This window comes from Hydrogenophaga sp., from assembly GCF_011772445.1.
Classification (GTDB): Bacteria; Pseudomonadota; Gammaproteobacteria; order Burkholderiales; family Burkholderiaceae_C; genus Hydrogenophaga.
Window position 1 is genome coordinate 133,437 of sequence record NZ_WVZN01000026.1, and the last position, 22,197, is coordinate 155,633.

Annotated in this window: 25 protein-coding genes and 3 tRNA genes; 19 read left to right on the plus strand and 9 right to left on the minus strand. The window is 68.0% G+C overall.

Annotated features, from left to right (window positions below; translation table 11 throughout):
- Nucleotides 1–34 precede the first annotated feature (34 nt).
- On the plus strand, nucleotides 35–1,447 hold the full coding sequence (locus tag GTO19_RS11905) for a gamma-aminobutyraldehyde dehydrogenase (RefSeq protein ID WP_291021243.1): 1,413 nt from the start codon (nucleotides 35–37) through the stop codon (nucleotides 1,445–1,447).
- Nucleotides 1,448–1,471: 24 nt separating this feature from the next.
- Here GTO19_RS11905 and GTO19_RS11910 read toward each other — a convergent pair whose 3' ends face one another.
- A complete protein-coding gene (locus GTO19_RS11910; RefSeq protein ID WP_291021105.1) occupies nucleotides 1,472–2,020 on the minus strand; it encodes a nuclear transport factor 2 family protein in 549 nt (182 codons plus the stop codon).
- 101 nt (nucleotides 2,021–2,121) lie between these two features.
- On the opposite strand from GTO19_RS11910, the gene GTO19_RS11915 reads away from it, so the two are divergent.
- Nucleotides 2,122–3,114, plus strand: a complete 993-nt coding sequence (locus GTO19_RS11915; RefSeq protein ID WP_291021106.1) for a LysR family transcriptional regulator — start codon at nucleotides 2,122–2,124, stop codon at nucleotides 3,112–3,114.
- A gap of 22 nt (nucleotides 3,115–3,136) precedes the next feature.
- On the opposite strand, the gene GTO19_RS11920 is transcribed toward GTO19_RS11915, so the two are convergent.
- Nucleotides 3,137–3,820, minus strand: coding sequence for an OmpA family protein (locus tag GTO19_RS11920; protein ID WP_291021107.1), 684 nt, complete (start codon nucleotides 3,818–3,820; stop codon nucleotides 3,137–3,139).
- 132 nt (nucleotides 3,821–3,952) lie between these two features.
- Between GTO19_RS11920 and GTO19_RS11925 the strand changes: the two genes are divergently transcribed.
- The 4 genes from GTO19_RS11925 to GTO19_RS11940 all read left to right on the plus strand — a co-directional run bounded on the left by GTO19_RS11925 (nucleotide 3,953) and on the right by GTO19_RS11940 (nucleotide 6,632).
- Nucleotides 3,953–5,005, plus strand: coding sequence for an aldo/keto reductase (locus tag GTO19_RS11925; RefSeq protein ID WP_291021108.1), 1,053 nt, complete (start codon nucleotides 3,953–3,955; stop codon nucleotides 5,003–5,005).
- A 98-nt stretch (nucleotides 5,006–5,103) separates the two neighbouring features.
- Entirely contained in the window at nucleotides 5,104–5,595 is a 492-nt protein-coding gene (locus GTO19_RS11930; RefSeq protein WP_291021109.1) for an aminoacyl-tRNA deacylase, read from the plus strand.
- A 51-nt stretch (nucleotides 5,596–5,646) separates the two neighbouring features.
- On the plus strand, nucleotides 5,647–6,276 hold the full coding sequence (plsY, locus tag GTO19_RS11935; RefSeq protein WP_291021110.1) for a glycerol-3-phosphate 1-O-acyltransferase PlsY: 630 nt from the start codon (nucleotides 5,647–5,649) through the stop codon (nucleotides 6,274–6,276).
- A complete protein-coding gene (locus GTO19_RS11940; RefSeq protein WP_291021111.1) occupies nucleotides 6,273–6,632 on the plus strand; it encodes a RidA family protein in 360 nt (119 codons plus the stop codon). Before plsY ends, GTO19_RS11940 begins: the two co-directional genes overlap by 4 nt.
- Before the next feature lie 15 nt (nucleotides 6,633–6,647).
- On the opposite strand, the gene GTO19_RS11945 is transcribed toward GTO19_RS11940, so the two are convergent.
- Together GTO19_RS11945 and GTO19_RS11950 are read right to left on the minus strand one after the other, a co-directional pair.
- Nucleotides 6,648–7,295: a TIGR02281 family clan AA aspartic protease gene (locus tag GTO19_RS11945; RefSeq protein WP_291021112.1), complete on the minus strand. Its 648-nt coding sequence runs from the start codon at nucleotides 7,293–7,295 to the stop codon at nucleotides 6,648–6,650.
- A 2-nt stretch (nucleotides 7,296–7,297) separates the two neighbouring features.
- A complete protein-coding gene (locus GTO19_RS11950; protein WP_291021113.1) occupies nucleotides 7,298–7,783 on the minus strand; it encodes a YajQ family cyclic di-GMP-binding protein in 486 nt (161 codons plus the stop codon).
- 33 nt (nucleotides 7,784–7,816) lie between these two features.
- On the opposite strand from GTO19_RS11950, the gene murB reads away from it, so the two are divergent.
- From murB to GTO19_RS11965, 3 genes are read left to right on the plus strand one after another with little or no spacing between them, the layout of a single operon-like run.
- The gene (murB, locus tag GTO19_RS11955) at nucleotides 7,817–8,869 is read left to right on the plus strand and encodes a UDP-N-acetylmuramate dehydrogenase (RefSeq protein ID WP_291021114.1); all 1,053 of its coding nucleotides are present in this window, start codon (nucleotides 7,817–7,819) and stop codon (nucleotides 8,867–8,869) included.
- A 23-nt stretch (nucleotides 8,870–8,892) separates the two neighbouring features.
- Nucleotides 8,893–9,243, plus strand: a complete 351-nt coding sequence (locus tag GTO19_RS11960) for a DUF2200 domain-containing protein (RefSeq protein ID WP_291021115.1) — start codon at nucleotides 8,893–8,895, stop codon at nucleotides 9,241–9,243.
- 14 nt (nucleotides 9,244–9,257) lie between these two features.
- Nucleotides 9,258–9,803, plus strand: a complete 546-nt coding sequence (locus GTO19_RS11965; RefSeq protein ID WP_291021116.1) for a DUF4256 domain-containing protein — start codon at nucleotides 9,258–9,260, stop codon at nucleotides 9,801–9,803.
- 80 nt (nucleotides 9,804–9,883) lie between these two features.
- Here GTO19_RS11965 and argG read toward each other — a convergent pair whose 3' ends face one another.
- The 3 genes from argG to GTO19_RS11980 all read right to left on the minus strand — a co-directional run bounded on the left by argG (nucleotide 9,884) and on the right by GTO19_RS11980 (nucleotide 12,002).
- Nucleotides 9,884–11,215 carry an argininosuccinate synthase gene (gene argG, locus GTO19_RS11970; protein WP_291021117.1) on the minus strand — a complete coding sequence of 444 codons (1,332 nt, stop codon included), beginning with the start codon at nucleotides 11,213–11,215 and terminating at the stop codon, nucleotides 9,884–9,886.
- 47 nt (nucleotides 11,216–11,262) lie between these two features.
- Nucleotides 11,263–11,580 (minus strand): pyrimidine/purine nucleoside phosphorylase, encoded by a 318-nt coding sequence (locus GTO19_RS11975; RefSeq protein WP_291021118.1) that lies wholly within the window; start codon nucleotides 11,578–11,580, stop codon nucleotides 11,263–11,265.
- A 74-nt stretch (nucleotides 11,581–11,654) separates the two neighbouring features.
- Complete coding sequence (locus GTO19_RS11980; RefSeq protein WP_291021119.1) at nucleotides 11,655–12,002, minus strand: ArsC family reductase; 348 nt, start codon at nucleotides 12,000–12,002, stop codon at nucleotides 11,655–11,657.
- A 57-nt stretch (nucleotides 12,003–12,059) separates the two neighbouring features.
- On the opposite strand from GTO19_RS11980, the gene folC reads away from it, so the two are divergent.
- From folC to GTO19_RS12025, 9 genes are all read left to right on the plus strand, one after another.
- Nucleotides 12,060–13,406: a bifunctional tetrahydrofolate synthase/dihydrofolate synthase gene (gene folC, locus GTO19_RS11985; protein ID WP_291021120.1), complete on the plus strand. Its 1,347-nt coding sequence runs from the start codon at nucleotides 12,060–12,062 to the stop codon at nucleotides 13,404–13,406.
- 29 nt (nucleotides 13,407–13,435) lie between these two features.
- Complete coding sequence (locus GTO19_RS11990) at nucleotides 13,436–14,167, plus strand: SPOR domain-containing protein (protein ID WP_291021121.1); 732 nt, start codon at nucleotides 13,436–13,438, stop codon at nucleotides 14,165–14,167.
- A 14-nt stretch (nucleotides 14,168–14,181) separates the two neighbouring features.
- Nucleotides 14,182–14,667, plus strand: a complete 486-nt coding sequence (locus GTO19_RS11995; protein ID WP_291021122.1) for a CvpA family protein — start codon at nucleotides 14,182–14,184, stop codon at nucleotides 14,665–14,667.
- Between the two features lie 30 nt (nucleotides 14,668–14,697).
- A complete protein-coding gene (gene purF, locus GTO19_RS12000) occupies nucleotides 14,698–16,200 on the plus strand; it encodes an amidophosphoribosyltransferase (RefSeq protein WP_291021123.1) in 1,503 nt (500 codons plus the stop codon).
- 1 nt (nucleotide 16,201) lies between these two features.
- On the plus strand, nucleotides 16,202–17,413 hold the full coding sequence (locus GTO19_RS12005) for an O-succinylhomoserine sulfhydrylase (RefSeq protein ID WP_291021124.1): 1,212 nt from the start codon (nucleotides 16,202–16,204) through the stop codon (nucleotides 17,411–17,413).
- Complete coding sequence (gene gltX / locus GTO19_RS12010; protein WP_291021125.1) at nucleotides 17,410–18,795, plus strand: glutamate--tRNA ligase; 1,386 nt, start codon at nucleotides 17,410–17,412, stop codon at nucleotides 18,793–18,795. The genes GTO19_RS12005 and gltX overlap by 4 nt, the downstream gene beginning before the upstream one ends.
- A gap of 74 nt (nucleotides 18,796–18,869) precedes the next feature.
- Nucleotides 18,870–18,945, plus strand: a tRNA-Ala gene (locus tag GTO19_RS12015).
- Between the two features lie 83 nt (nucleotides 18,946–19,028).
- Nucleotides 19,029–19,104, plus strand: a tRNA-Glu gene (locus GTO19_RS12020).
- A 67-nt stretch (nucleotides 19,105–19,171) separates the two neighbouring features.
- A tRNA-Asp gene (locus GTO19_RS12025) sits at nucleotides 19,172–19,248 on the plus strand.
- A 77-nt stretch (nucleotides 19,249–19,325) separates the two neighbouring features.
- On the opposite strand, the gene GTO19_RS12030 is transcribed toward GTO19_RS12025, so the two are convergent.
- Together GTO19_RS12030 and GTO19_RS12035 are read right to left on the minus strand one after the other, a co-directional pair.
- Complete coding sequence (locus GTO19_RS12030; RefSeq protein WP_291021126.1) at nucleotides 19,326–19,817, minus strand: DUF1854 domain-containing protein; 492 nt, start codon at nucleotides 19,815–19,817, stop codon at nucleotides 19,326–19,328.
- The gene (locus GTO19_RS12035; protein WP_291021127.1) at nucleotides 19,817–21,625 is read right to left on the minus strand and encodes an ABC transporter ATP-binding protein; all 1,809 of its coding nucleotides are present in this window, start codon (nucleotides 21,623–21,625) and stop codon (nucleotides 19,817–19,819) included. Before GTO19_RS12035 ends, GTO19_RS12030 begins: the two co-directional genes overlap by 1 nt.
- An 18-nt stretch (nucleotides 21,626–21,643) precedes the next feature.
- Between GTO19_RS12035 and GTO19_RS12040 the strand changes: the two genes are divergently transcribed.
- Nucleotides 21,644–22,063 (plus strand): hypothetical protein, encoded by a 420-nt coding sequence (locus tag GTO19_RS12040; RefSeq protein ID WP_291021128.1) that lies wholly within the window; start codon nucleotides 21,644–21,646, stop codon nucleotides 22,061–22,063.
- The last annotated feature ends 134 nt before the right edge of the window (nucleotides 22,064–22,197 follow it).

The window sequence follows — 22,197 nt, forward strand, 5'->3', positions numbered from 1 at the left end:
GACCCCCGATTTCGCAAGCAGCCTGCACACCGAGCTGTTCATCGACGGCCAGTTCGTGCGTGGCGAAGGTGAGGCCGAGAAGGTGCTCAACCCCGCCACCGGCGAGCTGTTGGTCGAGGTGCCCGAGGCCTCGTACGAGCAGATCCACCGCGCCGTGCTGGCGGCCAACCGCGCCTTCGACAGCTGGGGCGACACCACGCCGCAGGAGCGCTCGCGCGCCCTGCTCAAGATCGCCGATGCGGTGGAGGCGAACGCCGAAACCTTCGCGCGCATCGAATCGCTCAACTGCGGCAAGCCCTATGCACGCGCCTTGGAGGACGAGATCCCCGCCATTGCCGATTGCTTCCGCTTCTTCGCGGGTGCGGCGCGCAACATGCACGGGCCGCTGGCGGGCGAGTACCTGGCCGGCCACACCAGTATGATCCGGCGCGACCCCATCGGCGTGGTGGGCTCCATCGCGCCCTGGAACTACCCGCTGATGATGGCGGCCTGGAAGATCGCGCCCGCGCTGGCGGCGGGCAACACGGTGGTGCTCAAGCCCAGCGAGCAGACGCCCCTGAGCAGCCTGCTGCTGGCGCGCATGGTGGCCGACATCCTGCCCAAGGGCGTGTTCAACGTGGTCTGCGGGCGTGGCGCCAGCGTGGGGCAGCCGCTGGTGGAGCACCCCCTGGTCCGCATGGTTGCGCTCACGGGCGACGTCGCCACCGGCCGCAAGATCCTGCAGGCCGCCACGGGCACGCTCAAGCGCACGCACCTGGAACTCGGCGGCAAGGCGCCGGTGATCGTGTTCGACGACGCCGACATCGACGCGGTGGTGGAGGGCATCCGCACCTTCGGCTACTACAACGCGGGGCAGGACTGCACGGCCGCCTGCCGCCTGTACGCGGGCAGCCGTGTGTACGACCGGCTGGTGGCCGACCTCAGCAGCGCGGTCAAGACCATCAGGATGGGCACGCAGGACGAGGCCGGCGTGGAACTCGGCCCGCTGATCAGCGACCGCCAGCGCGACCGCGTGGCCAGTTTCGTGGAGCGCGCGCAGATGGTGGGGCACATGGAGATCACCGCGGGCGGCAAGATGCGTGCGGGCAATGGCTTCTTCTACGAGCCCACGGTGATCGCGGGCGCTCGCCAGGACGACGAGATCGTGCGGCGCGAGGTCTTCGGCCCGGTGGTGTCGGTGACACGCTTCTCCGACCCCGACGAGGCCATCACCTGGGCCAACGACTCGGACTACGGCCTCGCCTCATCGGTGTGGACGCAGGACGTGGGCCGCGCGCTGAAGGTGGCGCGCAAGCTGCAGTACGGCTGCACCTGGATCAACACGCACTTCATGCTGGTGAACGAGATGCCGCACGGCGGCCTGAAGCACAGCGGCTACGGCAAGGACATGTCGATGGTTGCGCTGGAGGACTACACCGTGGCGCGGCATGTGATGGCGAAGCTCTGATTCGCGGCGACACGGGTGGCACCATCAAGGGCGCGGCTCGGTGGCGCCGCGGGCGAGCGCGGCGGACTGCGCCAAGCTAATGCCCGCCACCAGCGGGTCGGCGTGGCGGTGCGCGAGTTGCCAGGCCGTGCCCACGCGCCGGTACACCAGGGTGACGCGCAGCGCCCAGTCCTGTGCCGGCAAGCCGCCGACTTCCACGTGAGCGGCACGTTCGATCACGGCCAGCACCACCATGTCCTGGCTCGCGTAGGTCTGCACCACCTCCTGCGTGAGGCTGCCGTTGCGAAAGAACCGTCCGAAGGAAGCCATGCGCTCCTCGGTGAGCTGGACGCCGTGGGTCGGCGGCCCGCCGAAGGGCGACATCAGGGTGAAGTCCGGCGTGTAGGAGACCAGTTCGAGGTAGCGGGCGAAATCGCCACGCATCAGGGCGTCGTTGGCGCGCTCGGACACGATGGCGAGTTGTTGGGCGGTCGACTCCGGCGAGGTGCCGTCGGAGGCCGCCACCGCGCTGGCGGCGCCGAGAGAGCCGATGGCGCTGGCGGCGGCCAGCAAGGAGCGTCGGGATGCGTTCATGGGATGAGGTCCTTGAGGTCAGGTTAGGCGCGACAGGCACCGTCGAGGCCCGCATCGTCCGGTGATTGACTGAATGAATCCAGTGATACGATTTCAGCGATATGCTGAATCAGATCGATCTTCATCGGACGGACCTGAACCTGTTGACGCTGTTCGAGGTGGTGATGGCTGAGGGGCATGTGGGCCGCGCGGCGGAGCGATTGCACCTGTCGCCATCGGCGGTCAGCCACGGCCTGGGTCGCCTGCGCCGCCTGTTGAACGATCCGCTGTTCCTGCGCACCCCCAAGGGCGTGGTGCCGACCGCGCGCGCCGCCGAACTGGCGCAGCCGATCGGCGACGTGCTGGCGCGAGCGAGAAATGTGTTCGCGGTGGCCGAGCCGTTCGAGCCCGCGCGCTCCACCCGGCGCTTCACCCTGGGGGCGCCAGACGGCGTGTCGGCCGTCGTGCTGCCGCCCTTGATGGCGGCGCTGCGCGACCAGGCGCCGGGTGTCGGCATCGGCGTGCGGCAGGTGCTGCCCACGCCGGGTGAAACCAGCGCGGAGCGGGCCTGGCAGTTCGCTTTCGCCGAACTGGAGTCCCGTGTGATGGATCTGGCGATTCTTCCGTTGGCCGAGGTGCCGGCGCGCTTCCATCGGCAGCTGCTGTACGAGGAAGACTTCGTGCTGGCGATGCGCGCCGGGCATCCCCTGTCGCGGCGTGTCACGCTGGCGCGCTACTGCGACAACCAGCACCTCGTCGTGTCGTTGCAAGGCGACGCGCACGGGTTCGTCGACGAGGTGCTGGCTGGGCAAGGCCGGCGTCGACGCGTCGCCTTGACGGTGCCGAACTTCATGATGGCCCTGGCCATGTTGGCCGAGTCCGACCTGGTGGCGGCTTTGCCGCGCCGCTTCGTGCAGCGGCAGGGGCCGCGCTTCGGGGTGGTCGCGGTCGAACCACCCGTCGCACTCGGCAGCTTCGGCCTGCAACTGGTGGCGCCCCGCGTGGCGATGATGGACGCAGGCATCGCCTGGCTCGTCGAGGTGCTCGCCAGCCACCACCAAGAGGTGCCATCGAATCGCCGGGCGAAAAAAAGCCCGGCGCGCGGCCGGGCTTGAAGGAGGTGACAGCAGGAGTCGCTCAGCGCGCCGCCGTGTTGGCCGGCTCGGCCACGTAGATCTCCACGCGGCGGTTCATGGCGCGGCCCTGGGGGGTGCCGTTGTCGGCGATGGGCTCGCGCGAGCCGCGGCCGTCGGTGGTGATGCGGGCGGCCGAGACGCCACGGCCCACCAAATAGTCGCGCGTGGCGTTGGCGCGGTCGAAGGACAGCGGGTTGTTGACGGCGTCGCTGCCCGTGCTGTCGGTGTGGCCGATGATGGTCACTTGCGTGGCCTGGTTCTGCTGCAGCGTGGTGCTGAACTGGCTCAGCACGCCCACCAGGGTAGGGCTGAGCTGCGAGCGGCCGGTGGCGAAGCCCGCGTCGGCCGGCACCTCGAGCTTGAGGCGGTTGTCGGCCGTCTGGCTCACGCCGATGCCGGTGCCGGCGGTGGCCGCTTCCATCTGCTTCTTCTGTTCCTGCATGCGCGTGGACCAGATGTAGCCGCCCAGTGCACCCGCGCCCGCGCCCAACACGGCGCCCTGCGCCGCGCCCTTGGAGCCGCCCGTGAGGCCGCCCAGCACGACACCGGCGGCGGCGCCGATGCCGGCGCCCTTGGCGCTGTCGCGCTGCGTTTCGCTCATGTTGGCGCAGCCGGTGACGGCCACCGCCGCAGCCGCCGCGAGGACGGTGAAGCCACGGGTGAATCGGGAAACGGTGTTGGACATGATGAGACTCCTCTTGTTGATCGGAAGATCGCCGCGGCGCGCGGCGACGTGGGGTTGTAGCCCAGCGCCTAAACTTATACCCCTGCCCGGATACCGCCTCCGTAGGACTCTTCTGAATTTACAAATCCTTGCATGAAACCCGTTTCACTCGGCCAGAGCGCCCTCCAAGTCACCCCCGTCTGCCTTGGCACCATGACCTTTGGCGAGCAGGTCGATGAAGCCACCGCGCACCGCATCCTGGACCGCGCCGTCGAACGTGGCGTGGACTTCCTCGACGCAGCCGAGATGTACTCGGTGCCCGCGCGCGCCGAGACCTGCGGGTCCACCGAAACCATCATTGGCAATTGGTTCGCCCGGCACCCCGGCCAGCGCCAGAAGCTGGTGCTGGCCACCAAGGTGGCGGGGCCGTCGCGCGGCATGCCGTGGATCCGCGGCGACAACGCGGGCCTGAGCAAGGCCGAGATCGTGAAAGCCTGCGAAGGCAGTCTGCGCCGTCTGCAGACCGAGGTGATTGACCTCTATCAAATTCACTGGCCTGCACGCAACCTGCCGGCCTTCGGCGCGCTGGTGTTCGACCCGAGCAAGGACAAACCCTGCGCGTCCATCCACGAACAACTGGAAGCCATGGCCGAGCTGGTGAAGGCGGGCAAGGTGCGCGCCATCGGCCTGTCCAACGAAACGCCCTACGGCGTGCACGAGTTCGTGCGCCTGGCCGAGCAGCACGGCCTGCCGCGCGTGGCCACGGTGCAGAACCCGTACTGCCTGATCAACCGGTCGTATGAGAACGGGCTGGACGAGACGAGCCATCGCCTGGGCGTGTCGCTGCTGGCCTACTCGCCGCTGGGCTTTGGCCTGTTGACGGGCAAGTACGACAACACCGGCCTGGTGGGTGAGCACGGCCGGCTGGCGATTTTCGAGAGCATGCGCAAGCAGCGCTGGGGTCGGCCCGAGGCGCTGGCGACCGCGAAGCGCTACAACGCGCTGGCGCGCGAGCACGGCCTCACGCCCTCGCAACTGGCACTGGCCTTCTGCTACACCAACTGGCGCGTGGCCAGCACCATCATCGGCGTGACCACGGTGGCCCAACTCGACGAGTGCCTGGACGCCTGGGGCACCACGCTCACGCCCGAGCTGCTCGCCGCGGTGGACAAGATCCGCTGGGACAGCCGCGACCCCGCGCAGTAAAAGGATCACCCCCGCCGCGCTACGCGCGACCCCCTCAAGGGGGCGATGCCAGCGGCCCGGCAAAGCCGGTTCCGCGGCATCCCTCGACAAGGCCTGGCATGCCCAAACCTCGACACATTTCCGAGACGCCCGCGACGGCCTGGCTCAAGGCGCATGGCGTGCCGTTCTCCGAGCATCCCTACGAGTACGTGGAGCACGGTGGCGCCCAACACAGCGCTCAGGTGCTGGGCTTCGACCCCTTCGCGGTGGTCAAGACGCTGATCATGCAGGACGAGTCGGCGAAACCGCTGGCCATCCTCATGCACGGCAACCGCACGGTGTCGACCAAGAACCTGGCGCGCCAGATCGGCGCGAAGTCGGTGGAGCCCTGCAAGCCCGAGGTGGCCAACCGCCACAGCGGCTACCTGGTGGGCGGCACCTCGCCGTTCGGGCTCAAGCGCGCCATGCCGGTGTACGTGGAGTCGACGGTTCTTGAACTGCCTCGCCTCTGGATCAACGGCGGTCGGCGTGGCTTCCTGGTGGGCATCGAGCCCGCCGTGCTGAGTGGTCCGCTGGGTGCGAAACCGGTGCAGTGCGCGCTGGCAGAATGACGCGCGCGTTCAGCGCGCACCCATAGAAAAGAACTCTCCGAGGAGATGCCCTTGCAAGCGCTCTATCCCGCGTTGGCCACGGTGGCCGCCTACCTGATCGGGTCCCTCTCCTTCGCGGTGATCGTGAGCCGCCTGATGGGCCTGTCCGACCCCCGCACCTACGGCAGCAAGAACCCCGGCGCCACCAACGTGCTGCGCTCGGGCAGCAAGGCGGCGGCCATCGTCACGCTGCTGCTGGATGCGGTGAAGGGCTGGTTGCCGGTGGTCGCGGTGATGCACTGGGGCGAGCCCTTCGGCCTGGGCGCGGGCACGGTGGCGCTGGTGGGCCTGGCGGCCTTCCTGGGACACCTCTTCCCGGTGTTCTTCAGGTTCCAGGGCGGCAAGGGCGTGGCCACGGCGGCCGGCGTCATCCTCGGCTTCAACCCCTGGCTGGGGCTGGCCTCGCTGCTCACCTGGCTGATCATCGCCTTCTTCTTCCGCTATTCCTCGCTGGCGTCCATCGTCACGGCGGTGTTCGCGCCGGCCTACTACCTGCTGGGCGGCGGCGTGGCCTGGGAGGCGCCGGGCGTGATGGTGCTGAGCCTGGCCGTGATGGCGGTGCTGCTGGTGTGGCGCCACGCCGAAAACATCAACCGCCTGCTGGCCGGCAAGGAAAGCAAACTGGGAGCGAAGAAGGCATGAGCCCGAAGGACATCACCCGCGTCGGCATGGCCGCGCGCTACAGCGAAGCCGCCGTGTTCAACGGCACCGTGTTCCTGGCGGGCATGGTGCCCGAGCGCGGCGACACCGACATCCGCGGCCAGACCGAGGACGTGCTGCAGCAGGTGGCGCAGCGCCTGCAGGAATGCGGCAGCGACAAATCGCGCATCCTGCGGGTCGAGATCTACCTCACCGACATCCGCGACATCGCCGCGATGAACGAGGTCTGGGACGCCTGGGTGGTGCCCGGCGCCGCGCCGCCGCGCGCCACCGTGCAGGCCGCGCTGGCCAACCCGGCGTACCGCATCGAAATCGTCGTCACCGCTGCGCAGGCCTGAACGATCACGGCGCGATCAGTAACGACGCTCGAGTGTCATCTGGTCGTTGCTGCGCTGCATCTGGAAGCGCGAGAGAAAGCTGTTGCCCAGCAGCACATACGGCATGGGCTGCGGTAGCACGATGGCGCCCACCGCGTGCAGCTGCGCGTCGCCCACGCGCACCGAGTCGAGGTTGAGGCGGTAACCGATGGCCGCGCCGTTGGCGGTCTGCACGGTGACGCGCTGGCCGCGCTGGTAGTCGAGGTTGATGCGTTTGGCCTCGGACTCGCCGAGGATGACTTGCGTGGCGCCGGTGTCCACCATGAACTGCACCGCGCGGCCGTTGATCTGGCCCTGGGGCATGAAATGGCCGCTGCCGTCGGCCGTGAGCACCACGCGCTGGCTTCTGCCTGAGGCCTCGGTGGCCGCGCCACCCAGATGAACGGGTGCCTCGCCCAGGCGCAGGGTCTGGCGTTTGCCGCCGATGTCGATGACCGCCGCATCACCCTGCACCGACACCAGGCGCACGCCCTGGTGCGCCTGGCCCGCCGCCATGAAGCGCGGCGCGCCGCCATCGATGACGACCAGGGCCTTGCTGCCCGACACGCCCGAGAGCGACACCGATTGCGCGAAGCCCATGGCGGCCGCGCTGCACAGCACCGCCGCAACGAGCCCGCGCCGCATGTTCAGTCTCGGAAGTTGTTGAAGGACAGTGGGAGGTCCTTCATCTCGCTCTTGATGATGGCCATGGTGGCCTGCAGGTCGTCGCGCTTGGCGCCGGTCACGCGCACCGCGTCGCCCTGGATGGCGGCCTGCACCTTGAGCTTGCTGGCCTTGATGGCCTGCTGGATCTTCTTGCCGTCTTCGGTGGCGATGCCGTTGCGCACCTTGGCCACCTGCTTGACCTTGTCGCCGCCCACCTTCTCGACCTTGCCCATGTCGAGGAAGCGCACGTCCACGTTGCGCTTGGCGAGCTTGTTGCGCAGCACGTCCTCGATCTGCTGGAGCTGGAAATCGGCGTCGCCTGTCAGGGTGATCTCCTTGTCCTTCAACTCGATCGCGGCGCTGGTGCCCTTGAAGTCGAAGCGCGTGCCGATCTCGCGCGCGACCTGATCGACGGCATTCTTGACTTCAACGAGATCGGCTTCGAGGACGGTGTCGAACGAGGGCATGGCGAGGGAGCAGTGGGTGAGAAAATCGCGGCCATGATAGTCGAGAAGCAGGTGCCTCTACAGGGCTACAACAGCTTTGGCATTGTGGCCAAGGCGCACCACCTCGTGCGCATCCGCGACGAGGCCGACCTGGCCGCGCTGCGCGCCTCCGCGCCCTGGGCCGAGCTCACCCGCGTGGCCGCCCCGTTCGTGCTGGGCGGCGGCAGCAACCTGGTGATCACGGGCGATGTGAGGCCTTTGGTGCTCAAGGTGGAGATCGCCGGCCGGCGCCTGATGGAGGAAACGCCCAGAGGCTGGCTGGTGGAGGCCGGCGCGGGTGAGAACTGGCACGACTTCGTGCAATGGACGCTGGAGCAGGGCTGGCCCGGGCTCGAAAACCTGGCGCTCATTCCCGGCACCGTGGGTGCTTCGCCGGTGCAGAACATCGGCGCCTATGGCGTGGAACTGCAGGACCGTTTCCACTCGCTCGACGCCATCGACCTGCGCACGGGCGAGCGCTTCACGCTCGACGCCGCGCAATGCGGCTTCGGCTACCGCGATTCGGTGTTCAAGCACGTGCCCACCGACGCGCGAGATTTCGGTCTGGGCGGACGCGCGCTCATCACCCGGGTGCGCTTCTGGCTGCCCAAGGCCTGGAAACCGGTGCTGGGCTATGCGGACCTGGAGCGCAAGATCGCCGAGACGGGCAACACGGCCCCGGACGCGCAGACGATCTTCGACTGGATCTGCGCCATCCGCCGCGCCAAGCTGCCGGACCCGGCGGTGATCGGCAATGCCGGCAGCTTCTTCAAGAACCCCACGGTGACGCCGGACCAGTGCGCGGACATCATCGCGCGCGACCCGAAGGTGGTGCACTATCCCATGCCCGACGGCACGGTGAAGCTGGCCGCGGGCTGGCTGATCGACGCCTGCGGCTGGAAGGGGCGCGGCGTGGGCAACGCAGGCGTGTACGACAAACAGGCCCTGGTGCTCGTGAACCGCGGTGGCGCCACCGGGGGCGAGGTGGTCACGCTGGCCAAGGCGATCCAGACCAGCGTGTACGAGCGCTTCGGCATCCGGCTGGAGCCGGAGCCGGTGGTGATCTGAACGCACTTCAGGGAGGCATGACGATGGCCAGACACCCGGTGTTCTCGTACAGGTTCGCGAAGATCCATGCCCTGTACGTGCAGAAGGCCCAGCGAAAGCAACGCACCAGCGAAGAGGTGGATCAGATCATTTGCTGGCTGACCGGTTACGACGCGGCAGGTCTGCGCCAGCAGGTCGAGGGCGAGAACGACCTGGAGACCTTCTTTGCCGAGGCGCCGCGCATGCACCCGAACACCGCGCTCATCAAGGGCGTGGTCTGCGGGGTCCGGGTGGAGGAAGTCGAGGACCCGCTGATGCGCAAGATCCGCTACCTGGACAAGCTGATCGACGAGCTGGCCAAGGGCAAGGCCATGGAAAAGATCCTGAGGCAATGAAGGGCAACACCACCATGAAGACGACCGAACGCGAACAACTGCTGCAGACGCTGAAGACCCGCTTCGAGAAGCATTCCGAGCGCCACAAGGGCCTGGATTGGGCAGAGGTGCGCGCGCGGCTGGAGAAGAACCCGAAGGCGCTGGAGTCCTTGCGCCAGATGGAGGCCACGGGCGGCGAGCCGGACGTCATCGGTCGCGAGAAATCCTCGGGGCCGTTTCTCTTCTGCGACTGCTCGCCGGAAACCCCCACGGGCCGCCGCAGCCTGTGCTACGACCGCGAGGCCCTGACCGCGCGCAAGGAGAACAAGCCGCAGGGCAGCGCCGTGGGCCTGGCCGACGAGATGGGCATCGAGATGCTTGACGAGGCGCAGTACCGCCAACTGCAGGAGCTGGGCGAATTCGACCTGAAGACCTCGAGTTGGGTGGTCGCGCCGAAGGAGATCCGCGCGCTCGGCGGGGGGCTGTTCTGTGATCGCCGCTTCGGGCGGGTGTTCACGTACCACAACGGCGTGCAGTCCTACTACGCCTCGCGCGGGTTTCGGGGCCTGCTGCGCGTCTGAACGCGGCGCTGGCCGGATGGTGGCCAACAAAAAAGGGCCCGCCAACTGGCGAGCCCTTCGAACGGAGCGGTGGATTCGCCTCAGTCCTTGCCCAGCTTGAGCATGTCCACGCCGTCGCCGCCCTGGAGCAGGCCGCTGCGCGTGTACACACCCAGCTTGCCGCGCGTGTCGGTGATGTCCAGGTTGCGCATGGTGAGCTGGCCGATGCGGTCCAGCGGCGTGAAGGGCGCGTCCTCCACCTTCTCCATCGACAGCCGCTCGGGCGCATAGGTGAGGTTGGGACTCTCGGTGTTGAGGATGGAGTAGTCGTTGCCGCGGCGCAGCTCGACCGTGACCTCGCCCGTGATGGCGCGCGCCACCCAGCGCTGGGCCGATTCGCGCAGCATGATGGCCTGCGGGTCGAACCAGCGGCCCTGGTACAGCAGGCGGCCGAGCTTGAGGCCGTTGATGCGGTACTGCTCGATCGTGTCTTCGTTGTGGATGCCGGTGACCAGGCGCTCGTAGGCGATGAACAGCAGCGCCAGGCCGGGGGCCTCGTAGATGCCGCGGCTCTTGGCCTCGATGATGCGGTTCTCGATCTGGTCGCTCATGCCCAGGCCGTGGCGGCCGCCAATTTCGTTGGCCTTGAGGATCAGGTCCACGGGGCTGGCGAAGGTCTGGCCGTTGAGGGCGACGGGCTGGCCGTCCTCGAAGCGGACCGTCACCTCTTCGGGCTTCACCGCGCAGTCCTCGCGCCAGAAGGGCACACCCATGATGGGGTTGACGATGCGGATGCCCGAGTTCAGGTGCTCCAGGTCCTTGGCCTCGTGCGTGGCGCCGAGCATGTTGCTGTCGGTGCTGTAGGCCTTCTCCACGCTCATCTTGTAGTCGAAGCCGTTGGCGATGAGGAACTCGCTCATCTCCTTGCGGCCGCCGAGCTCGTCGATGAAGGTCTGGTCCAGCCAGGGCTTGTAGATCTTCAGGCTCGGGTTGGTGAGCAGGCCGTAGCGGTAGAAGCGCTCGATGTCGTTGCCCTTGAAGGTGGATCCGTCGCCCCAGATGTGGACGTCGTCTTCCTTCATGGCGGCCACCAGCATGGTGCCGGTGACGGCGCGGCCCAGCGGCGTGGTGTTGAAGTAGGTGATGCCGGCGGTGCTGATGTGAAAGGCGCCGCACTGCAGGGCGGCGATGCCCTCGTGCGCCAGTTGCAGGCGGCAGTCGATCAGACGGGCCTTTTCGGCGCCGTAGGCCATGGCCTTGCGCGGGATGGCGTCGTAATCGTCCTCGTCGGGCTGCCCGAGGTTGGCGGTGTAGGCGTAGGGCAGGGCGCCCTTCTTCTTCATCCACAGCAGGGCGGCGCTGGTGTCCAGGCCGCCCGAGAAGGCGATGCCGACCTTCTGTTGCGTGGGCAGGTGTTGCAGGATGGTGGCCATGGTTTGGCGGCCCTTCGACAGGCTCAGGGCAAACGGGGTTGAAGGGATCAGCCGAAGTGGCAGATGTAGTGGTAGGCCTCGCTCACGCGGATGTCGAAGCTGCTGTTGGCGGGGACGGAGAAGCGCTCGCCGGGGCCCGAGCGTTTCCATTCGGTGCTGCCTGCAAGCCGGTATTCGCAGCCGCCGGCCACGCATTCCATGATCTCGGCCGCGCCGGTCTTGAAGGTCAGCTCGGCCGGCAGGACCACGCCCACGGATTGTTTCGTGCCGTCGGCCAGGGTGAGGCTGTGGCTCACGCATTTGCCGTCGAAGTAGACGTTGGCCTGGGTGGCGACGGTGACGCCGCTGATCTGGGAGGTGGTCATGGGATGGGGGCGTGGTGAAGGCAAAGCCGCGATTTTAGGTGGCGGCCCCGGGGCGGGCGGGTCGGGGCGGCGGCTCAGCGCCGGCTGGCCCAGTCGGCCGAGTCGAAGCCCACGGTGATGGCGCCATCGCTCCACTGCACCACGGGCCGCTTGATCAGGCTCGGCCGTTCCAGCAACAGGCGGCGCGCGCTGGTGCTGTCCACCACGGCGGCGCGCGTGGCCTCGTCGAGCTGGCGCCAGGTGGTGCCCTTGCGGTTCACCAGGGTTTCCCAGCCGGCGCTGGCCAGCCAGGCGTCCAGCCCGGCCTCGGGCACGCCCTGCTTCTTGAAGTCGTGGAAGCGGTGTTCGCGGCCGTTGGCGTCCAGCCAGGCGCGCGCCTTCTTCACCGTGTCGCAGTTGGGAATGCCATGCAGCGTGATCATGGTCGGGGATTGTCCGTCACCGCTGTCGGGCCAGGAGGTGGGTGGGACAATCGCGGGATGCTTGAGATCCCCGTTCCCGACCATCCCGTGACGCTGGCCGACTGGCTCGCCCACGCCGAGCGCCTGCACCCGCAGGCCATCGACATGGGCCTGGAGCGCGTGCAGACCGTGGCGCGGCGCATGGGCCTGCAACTGAACTGCCCGGTGATCACCGTGGCCGGCACCAACGGCAAGGGCAGCACCTGCGCCATGCTGGAGTCCGTCTACACGCAGTCGGGCTATCGCACGGGCGTGTACACCTCGCCGCACCTGGTGCATTTCGAGGAGCGCTGCCGCATCGCGGGCGAGGTGGTGTCGGCCGAGGAACTCGTGCCCGCCATGGCCGAGGTGGACGTGGCGCGGCGCGGGCAGGGCGGCGAGGCCGAAGTGAGCCTGACCTACTTCGAGTTCACCACGCTGGCCATCCTGCGCACCATCTCGCGCGCGTCGGTGGACGTGGCCATCCTCGAAGTCGGCCTGGGCGGCCGGCTCGACGCGGTCAACATCCTCGACGCCGACTGCGCCGTCATCACCAGCATCGACCTCGACCACATGGCCCTGCTGGGCCCCGACCGCGAGAGCATCGGCCGCGAGAAGGCCGGCATCATGCGCACCGGCCGCCCCGTGGTGGTGAGCGACCCGGCGGTGCCGCAGAGCGTGATCGACCACGCCCGCGAAATCGACGCGGACCTCTGGCGCGTGGGCGTCGACTTCCACGTCGCGGGCGACCAGCAGCAATGGGGCTGGGCCACGCACCCCTCGCGTGGCGGGCGGCGCTACAGCGGACTGGCCTACCCGGCGCTGCGCGGCGCCAACCAACTGCTCAACGCGGCCGGCGTGCTCGCCGCCATCGAAACCCTGCGCGCTCGCCTGCCCGTCACGGCCCAGGCCGTGCGCACCGGCTTCGTGCTGGTGGAGTTGCCCGGGCGTTTCCAGATCGTGCCCGGGCGGCCCACGCTGGTGCTCGACGTGGCGCACAACCCGCACTCGGTGGCCGCGCTCGCCGTCAACCTGGACGCCATGGGTTTCTACCCGCGCACGCACGCGGTGTTCGGCGCCATGGCCGACAAGGACCTGAACACCATGCTCGCCCGCATCGCCCCGCTGATCGACCGTTGGTACCTCACCGATCTTCCCCTGCCGCGCGCGAGCCGGGCCGCGGATCTGCGGCCCCTGGTAGAGGCCCTGCCCGGCGCCATCCCACGCGAGACCAGCACCCACGCCAGCCCGCGCGAGGCATTGGCCGCGGCCCTGGGCGCGGTGGACCCCGCTGATAGAATCGTGGTCTTTGGCTCGTTCTACACCGTCGGTGGTGTGCTGCAGGACGGATTGCCGAAACTCGCGGCCCCGCACCTCGCCGCCTGAACCGTGCCGACCCAGGCCCTCGCGACCCCATGATCAGCTCACGCTCCGGCTCCCAGGGCAGCGCATCCGCACCGCCTCCCACCATCGAAGCGGTGCGCCGCCGGGCGCGGCACCGCCTCATCGGCGCCAGCATCCTGGTCGCCGCCGGCGTCATCGGCTTCCCGCTGCTGTTCGACAGCCAGCCGCGCCCGATTTCGGTGGATATCCCGATCGAGATCCCCGCCCGCGACGGCGCGCCGCCGCTGGCGGGCGCGAGCCGGCCAGCCCCGGCGCCCACGCCCTCGCCGGCACATGCCCCGTCTCCGGTGCCAACGCCTGCTCCCGCGCCAGCGCCCAGCCCGGCACCCGCGCCCAGCCCGGCACCGGCGCCATCACCCAGCCCGGCACCGGTGCCATCGCCCAGTCCCGCGCCCGCGCCAGTGGCTCCCGCGCCGGCGCCCGCCCCCGAGCCCGCCAAGCGCGACGCCGCCGAGGCCGCGCGCGCCCAGGCCATTCTGCGTGGCCAGCAGCCGCCCGCGGCCAGCACCGCCAACGAGCGCGTGGTCGTCCAGGTGGGCGCCTTCGCCGACGAGGCCCGCGCCCGCGAGGCGCGGCAGAAGCTGGAGCGCGCCGGCCTCAAGACCTACGTGAACGTGGCGCAGACGTCCGAAGGCAAGCGCACCCGCGTGCGCGTGGGCCCCTTCGACAGCCGTGCCGAGGCCGAGAAGGCCGCCGCGCGCGTCAAGGCGCTGGGCCTGCCGGCCGCCATCCTCACGCTCTGAGCGGAGGGCGCTCCATGCTGCTGACCGACTGGGTGCTGCTCACGCTGCTGGTGCTGTCGGTGCTGCTGGGCATCTGGCGTGGCCTCGTGTTCGAGGTGCTGTCGGTGCTCGGCTGGGTGGTCGCCTTCCTGTGCGCCCAGGCCTTCGCTGCCGACGTCGTGCCCTACTTGCCCATCGACAAGGTCGCCCCACCGCTGCAACTGGCGATCGGTTTCGCGCTGGTCTTCATCGCGGTGGCCTTCCTCGGCGGCCTGGTCGCCTGGCTGGTGCAGAAATTCGTCAACACCGTGGGCCTGCGCCCCGTCGACCGCGTGCTCGGCGGTGCCTTCGGGCTGCTGCGAGGCCTGGTCATCCTGCTGGCCATCGCTCTGGTCATCACCATGACGCAGATGCAAACGGCCGCCTGGTGGCAGGGCTCACCCACCGCCAACGCGCTCAGCGGCACGCTGCAACAGGCCAAACCGCTGTTGCCCGACCCGCTCGCTCGCTACATCCCCTGAACTTCTGAACCTCTACCCAAGGACACCATCATGTGTGGAATCGTCGGCGTCGTCAGCCAGACCCCGGTGAACCAGCTCATCTACGACGCGCTGCTGCTGCTGCAGCACCGCGGCCAGGACGCGGCGGGCATCGTCACCCAGCAGGGCCGCAAGTTCTTCATGCACAAGGCCAAGGGCATGGTGCGCGACATCTTCCGCACCCGCAACATGCGCGCCCTGCCGGGCAACTGCGGCCTGGGCCAGGCGCGCTACCCCACGGCCGGCAACGCCTACAGCGAGGAAGAGGCCCAGCCCTTCTACGTGAACGCGCCCTTCGGCCTGGTGCTGGTGCACAACGGCAACCTGACGAACGCCCACGCGCTCAAGCAGGAGCTGTTCCAGACCGACCACCGCCACATCAACACCGAGAGCGACTCCGAGGTGCTGCTCAACGTGCTGGCGCACGAACTGGAAAAGTGCACGCGTGGCGAGCCGCTGAAGCCGGCCGACGTGTTCGCCGCCGTGCGCGGCGTGCATGCGCGCGTGAAGGGCTCCTACGCGGTGGTGGCGCTGATCGCCGGCCATGGCCTGCTGGCCTTTCGCGACCCCTTCGGCATCCGCCCGCTGTGCATCGGCCGGCACGAGGGCAGCGTGATGGTGGCCAGCGAGTCCGTCACGCTGGAGGGCTCGGGCTTCAACTTCGAACGCGACGTGTTGCCTGGTGAGGCGGTGTTTGTCACGCTCGAGGGCGAGATGCACGCCGAGCGCTGCGCCCCGAACGCGGTGCTCAAGCCCTGCATCTTCGAATACGTCTACCTCGCGCGGCCCGACTCCGTCATGAACGGCATCTCGGTCTATCAGGCGCGCCTGAACCTGGGCACCACGCTGGCCAAGCGCGTGATCTCCACCGTGCCGCCGAACGAGATCGACGTGGTGATCCCCATCCCCGAATCCTCCCGCCCGAGCGCGATGGAGCTCGCGCGCCTGCTGGGTCTGCCCTACCGCGAAGGCTTCGTGAAGAACCGCTATGTGGGCCGCACCTTCATCATGCCCGGCCAGGCCGTTCGCAAGAAGTCGGTGCGTCAGAAGCTCAACGTCATCGGCAGCGAGTTCAAAGGCCGCAACGTGCTGCTGGTCGACGATTCCATCGTGCGCGGCACCACCAGCCGCGAAATCGTGCAGATGGCGCGCGACGCCGGCGCGCGCAAGGTCTACCTGGCCAGCGCGGCGCCGCCGGTGCGCTTCCCCAACGTCTACGGCATCGACATGCCGACACCCGGCGAACTCGTCGCCCATGGCCGTTCGGTGGAAGAGGTGCGCGAGATCATCGGCTGCGACGCGCTCATCTATCAGGACGTGGACGGCATGAAGCAGGCGGTGGGCTCGCTCAATGGCGCGCTCGATGGCTTCGATGCCTCGTGCTTCGACGGCGTTTACGTCACCGGCGACATCACGCCGCAGGACATCGAACGGCTCAACCAGGGCCGCCCGCAAAGCGAAGAGGGCGAAGAGGACACCTCGCGCCTGGCCTTGCCGAACGCCCAGGAGGCCTGAGTTGGACGACGAGTTGCGCAAGACACTGCACCGCGACACGCTCGCGGTGCGCGAAGCCGTCGACCGGAGCCCCTACGGCGAGAACTCCGAGGCGCTGTACCTCACCAGTGGCTACGTGCAGTCCTCGGCCGAATCGTCGGCACGGCGCTTCGCGGGCGACGAGGACGGCTTCACTTACGGCCGCTACGGCAACCCCACGGTCACCAGTTTCGAGCGCCGCCTGGCCGCGCTCGAAGGCAGCGAGGCCGCGATGGGCACTGCCTCGGGCATGTCGGCCATCCTGATGATGTGCATGGGCCTGCTCAAGGCCGGCGACCACGTGGTGTGCTCGCGCTCCATGTTCGGCTCCACCATCAAGCTCATCGGCAGCGACCTGGGCAAGTTCGGCGTGGAGTCCACCTTCGTGCCGCAAGACGACGTGGCCGCGTGGAAGGCCGCGCTGCGCCCGAACACGAAGCTGCTGTTCGCCGAGACGCCCACCAACCCGCTCACCGAGGTCTGCGACATCCAGGCCCTGGCCGACCTGGCGCACAACGTGGGCGCGCTGCTGTGCGTGGACAACTGCTTCGCCACGCCCGCGCTGCAGCGTCCCATGGACTTCGGCGCCGACATCGTCATGCACTCGGGCACCAAGTACCTCGACGGCCAGGGGCGCGTCATGGCCGGGGCGCTGTGCGCCAGCCAGGCCATGATCACCGAGAAATTCCTGCCGGTGCTCAAGAGCGCCGGCATGACGCTGGCCCCCTTCAACGCCTGGGTGGTGCTCAAGGGCCTGGAGACGCTGGACATCCGCATGCGCGCGCAGAGCGCCAACGCGCTCGAGCTGGCGCACTGGCTCGAATCGCATCCCTGGGTTTCGCGTGTGTACCACCCGGGCCTGGCCAGCCACCCGCAGCACGCGCTCGCAATGAAGCAGCAGTCGGGTGTGGGCGGCGCGGTGCTGTCTTTCGACGTGGTGGCCATGGATCCCGACCAGGCCCGCCAGCGCGCTTTCCACGTGCTCGACTCGCTGCGCGTGCTCTCCCTGTCCACCAACCTGGGCGACACCAAGACCCTGTGCGCGCATCCCGCGAGCACCTCGCACGGACGCCTCACCGAGGCGCAGCGCCAGGCGGCCGGCATCGGCCAGGGCCTGATCCGCGTGGCCGTGGGCCTCGAACACCTCAACGACATGCAGGCCGACCTCTCGCGCGGCCTCGACACCCTGCCGTGACCATCCGCACCCGCTTCGCCCCGTCGCCGACCGGCTTCATCCACCTCGGCAACATCCGCTCGGCCTTGTACCCCTGGGCCTTCGCGCGCTCGCAGAAGGGCGACTTCATCCTGCGCATCGAGGACACCGACCTCGAGCGCTCCTCGCAGGCCGCGGTGGACGTGATCCTCGAAGGCATGGCCTGGCTGGGCCTGGACCACGACGAGGGGCCGTTCTATCAGATGCAGCGCATGGACCGCTACAAGCAGGTGCTGGCCGAGATGCAGGCCCAGGGCCTGGTCTACCCCTGCTACATGAGCGTGGAAGAACTCGACGCCCTGCGCGAACGCCAGATGGCCGCGAGGGAAAAGCCGCGCTACGACGGTACCTGGCGTCCCGAACCCGGCAAGACCCTGCCGCCCGTGCCCGAAGGCCGCAAGCCCGTGCTGCGTTTCAAGAACCCGCAGGGCGGCGTGGTCGCCTGGGACGACAAGGTCAAGGGCCGCATCGAGATCGCCAACGACGAACTCGACGACCTCGTGATCGCGCGCCCCGACGGCACGCCCACCTACAACTTCTGCGTCGTGGTCGACGACATCGACATGCGCATCACGCACGTGATCCGCGGCGACGACCACGTCAACAACACGCCGCGCCAGATCAACATCTTCCGCGCGCTCGGCAAGGAGCCGCCGGTGTACGCCCACCTGCCCACCGTGCTCAACGAGCAGGGCGAGAAGATGAGCAAGCGCAATGGCGCCAAACCCGTGACGCAGTACCGCGACGAGGGCTACCTGCCCGACGCCATGGTGAACTACCTCGCGCGCCTCGGCTGGAGCCACGGCGACGACGAGATCTTCAGCCGCGCGCAGTTCCTCGAGTGGTTCGACCTCGACCACCTGGGACGCAGCGCCGCGCAGTTCGACGAAGCCAAGCTCCGCTGGGTGAACGCCCAGCACCTCAAGGCCATGGCCGACGAGGCCCTCGCCCCGCTGGTGGCCGAGCAACTCAAGAAGCGCGGTATCACCGCCGATGAACGCCTGCCGCGCATCTGTGCGCTCTTCAAGGACCGGTGCGACACCACCGTGGCCCTGGCCGACTGGGCCGCGGCCTTTTACGCCGACGTGAACCCCGGCGCCGAAGAGCGCACGCAGCACATCACCGAGGCCGTGAAGCCGGCACTGGCGGCGCTGGCCTCGGCACTGGCCGATCTGGCGAGCTGGGACAAGGCAGCCATCTCTGCCGCGCTCAAGGCGGTGCTGGCCGCGCACGGCCTGAAGATGCCGCAACTGGCCATGCCGGTGCGGGTACTGGTGATGGGCACAGCGCAGACGCCGTCGCTCGACGCCGTGCTGGAACTGCAATCGCGTGACATCGTGGTCGCGCGTCTGCAGAAAGCCTGAATTTCTGGCATATAATGCGAGGCTCGCTAGGACGCAACGCCGAGTGATCGGCGAAACGGAACAGCGAACCCTGTGGGGGTATAGCTCAGCTGGGAGAGCGCTTGCATGGCATGCAAGAGGTCAGCGGTTCGATCCCGCTTACCTCCACCACAGATTCGAAGTCGCGCATGGTGGCGACGGCAGGAAAAGCAGACACTGCCGCTGATACAATGCGAGGCTTCCGTCCAGGTTATGACCCTATCGTCTAGAGGCCTAGGACATCACCCTTTCACGGTGAGTACCGGGGTTCGAATCCCCGTAGGGTCGCCAAACAAGCCGCAAGGCAAGTAGGCACAAGTCGTGGCACTTGGTTCGCAAGAACGAAAGCCGCCTGCCAGGAGTGGTAGTTCAGTTGGTTAGAATACCGGCCTGTCACGCCGGGGGTCGCGGGTTCGAGCCCCGTCCACTCCGCCAGATCCAGAAGCCTTGCTCATCACTGAGCAAGGCTTTTTTCATTTCCGAAGCGCTTTCGGCGCTTCGTCGACGGTGGTTCACAGGAAGCGGTTGAGGATCCGCTTGGACGTCCGGTCCAGTGCAAAGCGGTCAGCGATCTCGAACAGCACGCCGTGGCCGTCCTGGATCAGCAGGCGGCCGCCGTCGAGGCGGCGGATGTCGTCCTCGGCCTTGAGCACCAGCTGCGCGGGCCCGCGCGTGGTCTCCACCGTCCAGGTGCTGGGCGTGGCATAGCCCGACACGCTCAGGATGCGAGCGATGCGGGGCATGAACTCGCGCGGCGCCAGTTCTTCTTCGATCAGTGCGCGCGTCGCGGCGTCCAGTGTGGACAAGTGGTCGATCCACAGCAGTTCGTGCCCGTCGCTGCCCACCAGCGACAGGCCTTCGTCGGGTGCGGCCAGCGGAAAGGCGCGAACGGGCAAGACGTCGGTGTGCACCTGCCCGTCCGCAGTGGTGAGTCGCAGCGGGCCCTGCGGGTCGCGGTGGAGTGTCCAGGCGGTCGAGGTCATGGGCTTGGTTCCAGTGTCCATCAGGCGGTGCCCACCGTGGCGCCGTGCGCCGTGGGGTTGGCATGGGGCGAAACGAATGTGGGCTCGTCTTCCGAGTCCACGTTGCGCAACTGCGCCATATAGAGCCGCCAGTAGGCGCCTTCGCGCGCCATCAGCTCGTCGTGCGGTCCCACCTCGACGACTTCCCCGCGGTCCATCACCACCAGCCGGTCGGCGCGGCGCAGCGTGGACAGCCGGTGCGCGATGGCGATGGTGGTGCGCCCGGCCACGAGGTTGTCGAGCGCCTTCTGGATTTCCTTCTCGGTCTCGGTATCCACGCTGGAGGTGGCTTCGTCGAGGATCAGGATGCGCGGGTCGATGAGCAGCGCGCGGGCGATGGAGATGCGCTGGCGCTCACCGCCTGACAGGCCTTGGCCACGCTCGCCCACCAGCGAGTCGTAGCCCAGTGGCAGGCGCAGGATGAACTCGTGCGCGTGCGCGGCGCGCGCCGCGGCCACGATCTCGGCGCGGGTGGCGCCGGGCTTGCCGTAGGCGATGTTCTCGGCGATGGTGCCGTAGAAGAGGAAGGGCTCCTGGAGCACCAGGCCGATGTGGCGGCGGTAGTCGGCCACGGCGAACTCGCGCACGTCGGTGCCGTCGATGCGGATGCTGCCGCTGCTGACGTCGTAGAAGCGGCAGATGAGGTTGACCAGGGTGCTCTTGCCCGAGCCGCTGTGGCCCACCAGGCCGATCATCTCGCCGGGCCGGATCTGCAGGTCCATGCCGCGGATGACCGAGCGGTTGCCATAGCGGAAGTGCACACCGTTCAGTTCGATGCCGCCGTCGAGGCGGGAGCGGCTCACGGGCTGCGCTGGCTCCGGTACGTTGGAGACGTGGTCGAGGATGTCGAAGATGCGCTTGGCACCGGCCGCGGCCTTCTGCGTGACGGAGACGATGCGGCTCATGGCATCCAGGCGCGTGTAGAAGCGCCCGATGTAGGCCAGAAAGGCCGTGAGCACGCCCACGGTGATCTCGCCCTTGCTGACTTGCCAGATGCCGAAGGCCCACACCACGAGCAAGCCCAGTTCGGTCAGCAGCGTGACGGTGGGCGTGAACAGCGACCAGGTCCTGTTGAGTTTGTCGTTGACCTCGAGGTTGTGGCGGTTGGCCTCGCGAAAGCGCGCGGCCTCGCGCTTTTCCTGCGCGAAGGCCTTGACCACGCGGATGCCGGGGATGGTGTCGGCCAGCACGTTGGTCACGTCGGACCACACGCGGTCGATCTTCTCGAAGCCGGTGCGCAGCCGGTCGCGCACGAGGTGGATCATCCAGGCGATGAAGGGCAGGGGCAGCAGCGTGACGAGAGCCAGCCAGGGGTTGATGCTGAACAGGATCACCGAGGTCATCAGGATCATCAGCACGTCGGTGGCGAAGTCCAGGGCGTGCAACGAGAGGAAAACGCAGATACGGTCGGTTTCCGATCCGATGCGTGCCATGAGGTCGCCCGTGCGCTTGCCGCCGAAGTACTCGAGCGAGAGCGCGAGCAGGTGTTCGAAGGTGGTGGTGCGCAGGTCGGCGCCGATGCGCTCGGACACCAGGGACAGCACGTAGGTGCGCGCCCAGCCCAGGCCCCAGGCGGTCAGCGCCGCCAGCAGCAGGCCGCCCAGCAGCCAGGCCACATGGCCGGGGTCGATGCGCTGCCCGTTCTGGAAGGGGATCAACACCTCGTCCATCAGGGGCATGGTGAGGTAGGGCGGCACCAAGGTCGCCGCGGTGGACGCCAGCGTCAACAGAAAGCCCAGCGCCAATTGGCCCTGATAAGGTCGGGCGAATCGCCACAGACGCAATAGCACCCAGGTCGATGGCGGGTTATGCAATTCGGATTCATCGGTCAATTTGTCGCTGATCGGCGACAAATCATTTTCGGGATTTGGCGACAAATCGATTGCGCCTGTCGGTTGCGCGACAGATTCTTGCATTGCAGCAATTGTTTGCGCGCGGTCGAAAGCGGTTTTTGCCCGTTCGAATTCGGCCTTGAAACGCAGGGCCAGCGTGTTGTGCGACACGGTGAAACGCCAGACGCCCAGCCGCTGTTGGCCGTTGTGCACACTGAGTTGGCCGACCCCTGCATGATCGCTGTGCTTCAAGCACAATACCGCCCCCAGGGGCCATTCACGCCAGCCGGCATCGGCCCCGCCGGTCTCCCAGCTCAACAACCGTTGGGTCGTCAGCACCAGCACGCCGGCCGAGAAATTCAATTTCGAATCGAGGTCAACCTGCAGCCAGCCTGAAACACGTTCGTTGGGCAGTAGCCGGTCCCGCAACTTCTCTGACCATGGTTGCGGCAAGTTACCGAGCACCGAGCTGAGTTCGGGTGTAGTTGAGTTCATTGAATGCGGATCGGTCCGTTGTGTGCCCGCTGTGA

What these genes read in the sequence shown, in the direction of transcription:
- GTO19_RS12030 (WP_291021126.1), bottom strand. Translation starts at nt 19,817, where the DNA reads ATGGACACTGGAACCAAGCCCATGACCTCGACCGCCTGGACACTCCAC.
- GTO19_RS11915 (WP_291021106.1), top strand. Translation starts at nt 2,122, where the DNA reads ATGCTGAATCAGATCGATCTTCATCGGACGGACCTGAACCTGTTGACG.
- argG (WP_291021117.1), bottom strand. Translation starts at nt 11,215, where the DNA reads ATGGCCACCATCCTGCAACACCTGCCCACGCAACAGAAGGTCGGCATC.
- GTO19_RS11925 (WP_291021108.1), top strand. Translation starts at nt 3,953, where the DNA reads ATGAAACCCGTTTCACTCGGCCAGAGCGCCCTCCAAGTCACCCCCGTC.
- GTO19_RS11960 (WP_291021115.1), top strand. Translation starts at nt 8,893, where the DNA reads ATGGCCAGACACCCGGTGTTCTCGTACAGGTTCGCGAAGATCCATGCC.
- GTO19_RS11965 (WP_291021116.1), top strand. Translation starts at nt 9,258, where the DNA reads ATGAAGACGACCGAACGCGAACAACTGCTGCAGACGCTGAAGACCCGC.
- murB (WP_291021114.1), top strand. Translation starts at nt 7,817, where the DNA reads ATGATAGTCGAGAAGCAGGTGCCTCTACAGGGCTACAACAGCTTTGGC.
- GTO19_RS11940 (WP_291021111.1), top strand. Translation starts at nt 6,273, where the DNA reads ATGAGCCCGAAGGACATCACCCGCGTCGGCATGGCCGCGCGCTACAGC.
- GTO19_RS11920 (WP_291021107.1), bottom strand. Translation starts at nt 3,820, where the DNA reads ATGTCCAACACCGTTTCCCGATTCACCCGTGGCTTCACCGTCCTCGCG.
- GTO19_RS11910 (WP_291021105.1), bottom strand. Translation starts at nt 2,020, where the DNA reads ATGAACGCATCCCGACGCTCCTTGCTGGCCGCCGCCAGCGCCATCGGC.
- GTO19_RS11945 (WP_291021112.1), bottom strand. Translation starts at nt 7,295, where the DNA reads ATGCGGCGCGGGCTCGTTGCGGCGGTGCTGTGCAGCGCGGCCGCCATG.
- GTO19_RS11930 (WP_291021109.1), top strand. Translation starts at nt 5,104, where the DNA reads ATGCCCAAACCTCGACACATTTCCGAGACGCCCGCGACGGCCTGGCTC.
- GTO19_RS11950 (WP_291021113.1), bottom strand. Translation starts at nt 7,783, where the DNA reads ATGCCCTCGTTCGACACCGTCCTCGAAGCCGATCTCGTTGAAGTCAAG.
- GTO19_RS11990 (WP_291021121.1), top strand. Translation starts at nt 13,436, where the DNA reads ATGATCAGCTCACGCTCCGGCTCCCAGGGCAGCGCATCCGCACCGCCT.
- GTO19_RS12040 (WP_291021128.1), top strand. Translation starts at nt 21,644, where the DNA reads ATGCAATTCGGATTCATCGGTCAATTTGTCGCTGATCGGCGACAAATC.
- GTO19_RS11975 (WP_291021118.1), bottom strand. Translation starts at nt 11,580, where the DNA reads ATGACCACCTCCCAGATCAGCGGCGTCACCGTCGCCACCCAGGCCAAC.
- purF (WP_291021123.1), top strand. Translation starts at nt 14,698, where the DNA reads ATGTGTGGAATCGTCGGCGTCGTCAGCCAGACCCCGGTGAACCAGCTC.
- folC (WP_291021120.1), top strand. Translation starts at nt 12,060, where the DNA reads ATGCTTGAGATCCCCGTTCCCGACCATCCCGTGACGCTGGCCGACTGG.
- GTO19_RS11995 (WP_291021122.1), top strand. Translation starts at nt 14,182, where the DNA reads ATGCTGCTGACCGACTGGGTGCTGCTCACGCTGCTGGTGCTGTCGGTG.
- GTO19_RS11980 (WP_291021119.1), bottom strand. Translation starts at nt 12,002, where the DNA reads ATGATCACGCTGCATGGCATTCCCAACTGCGACACGGTGAAGAAGGCG.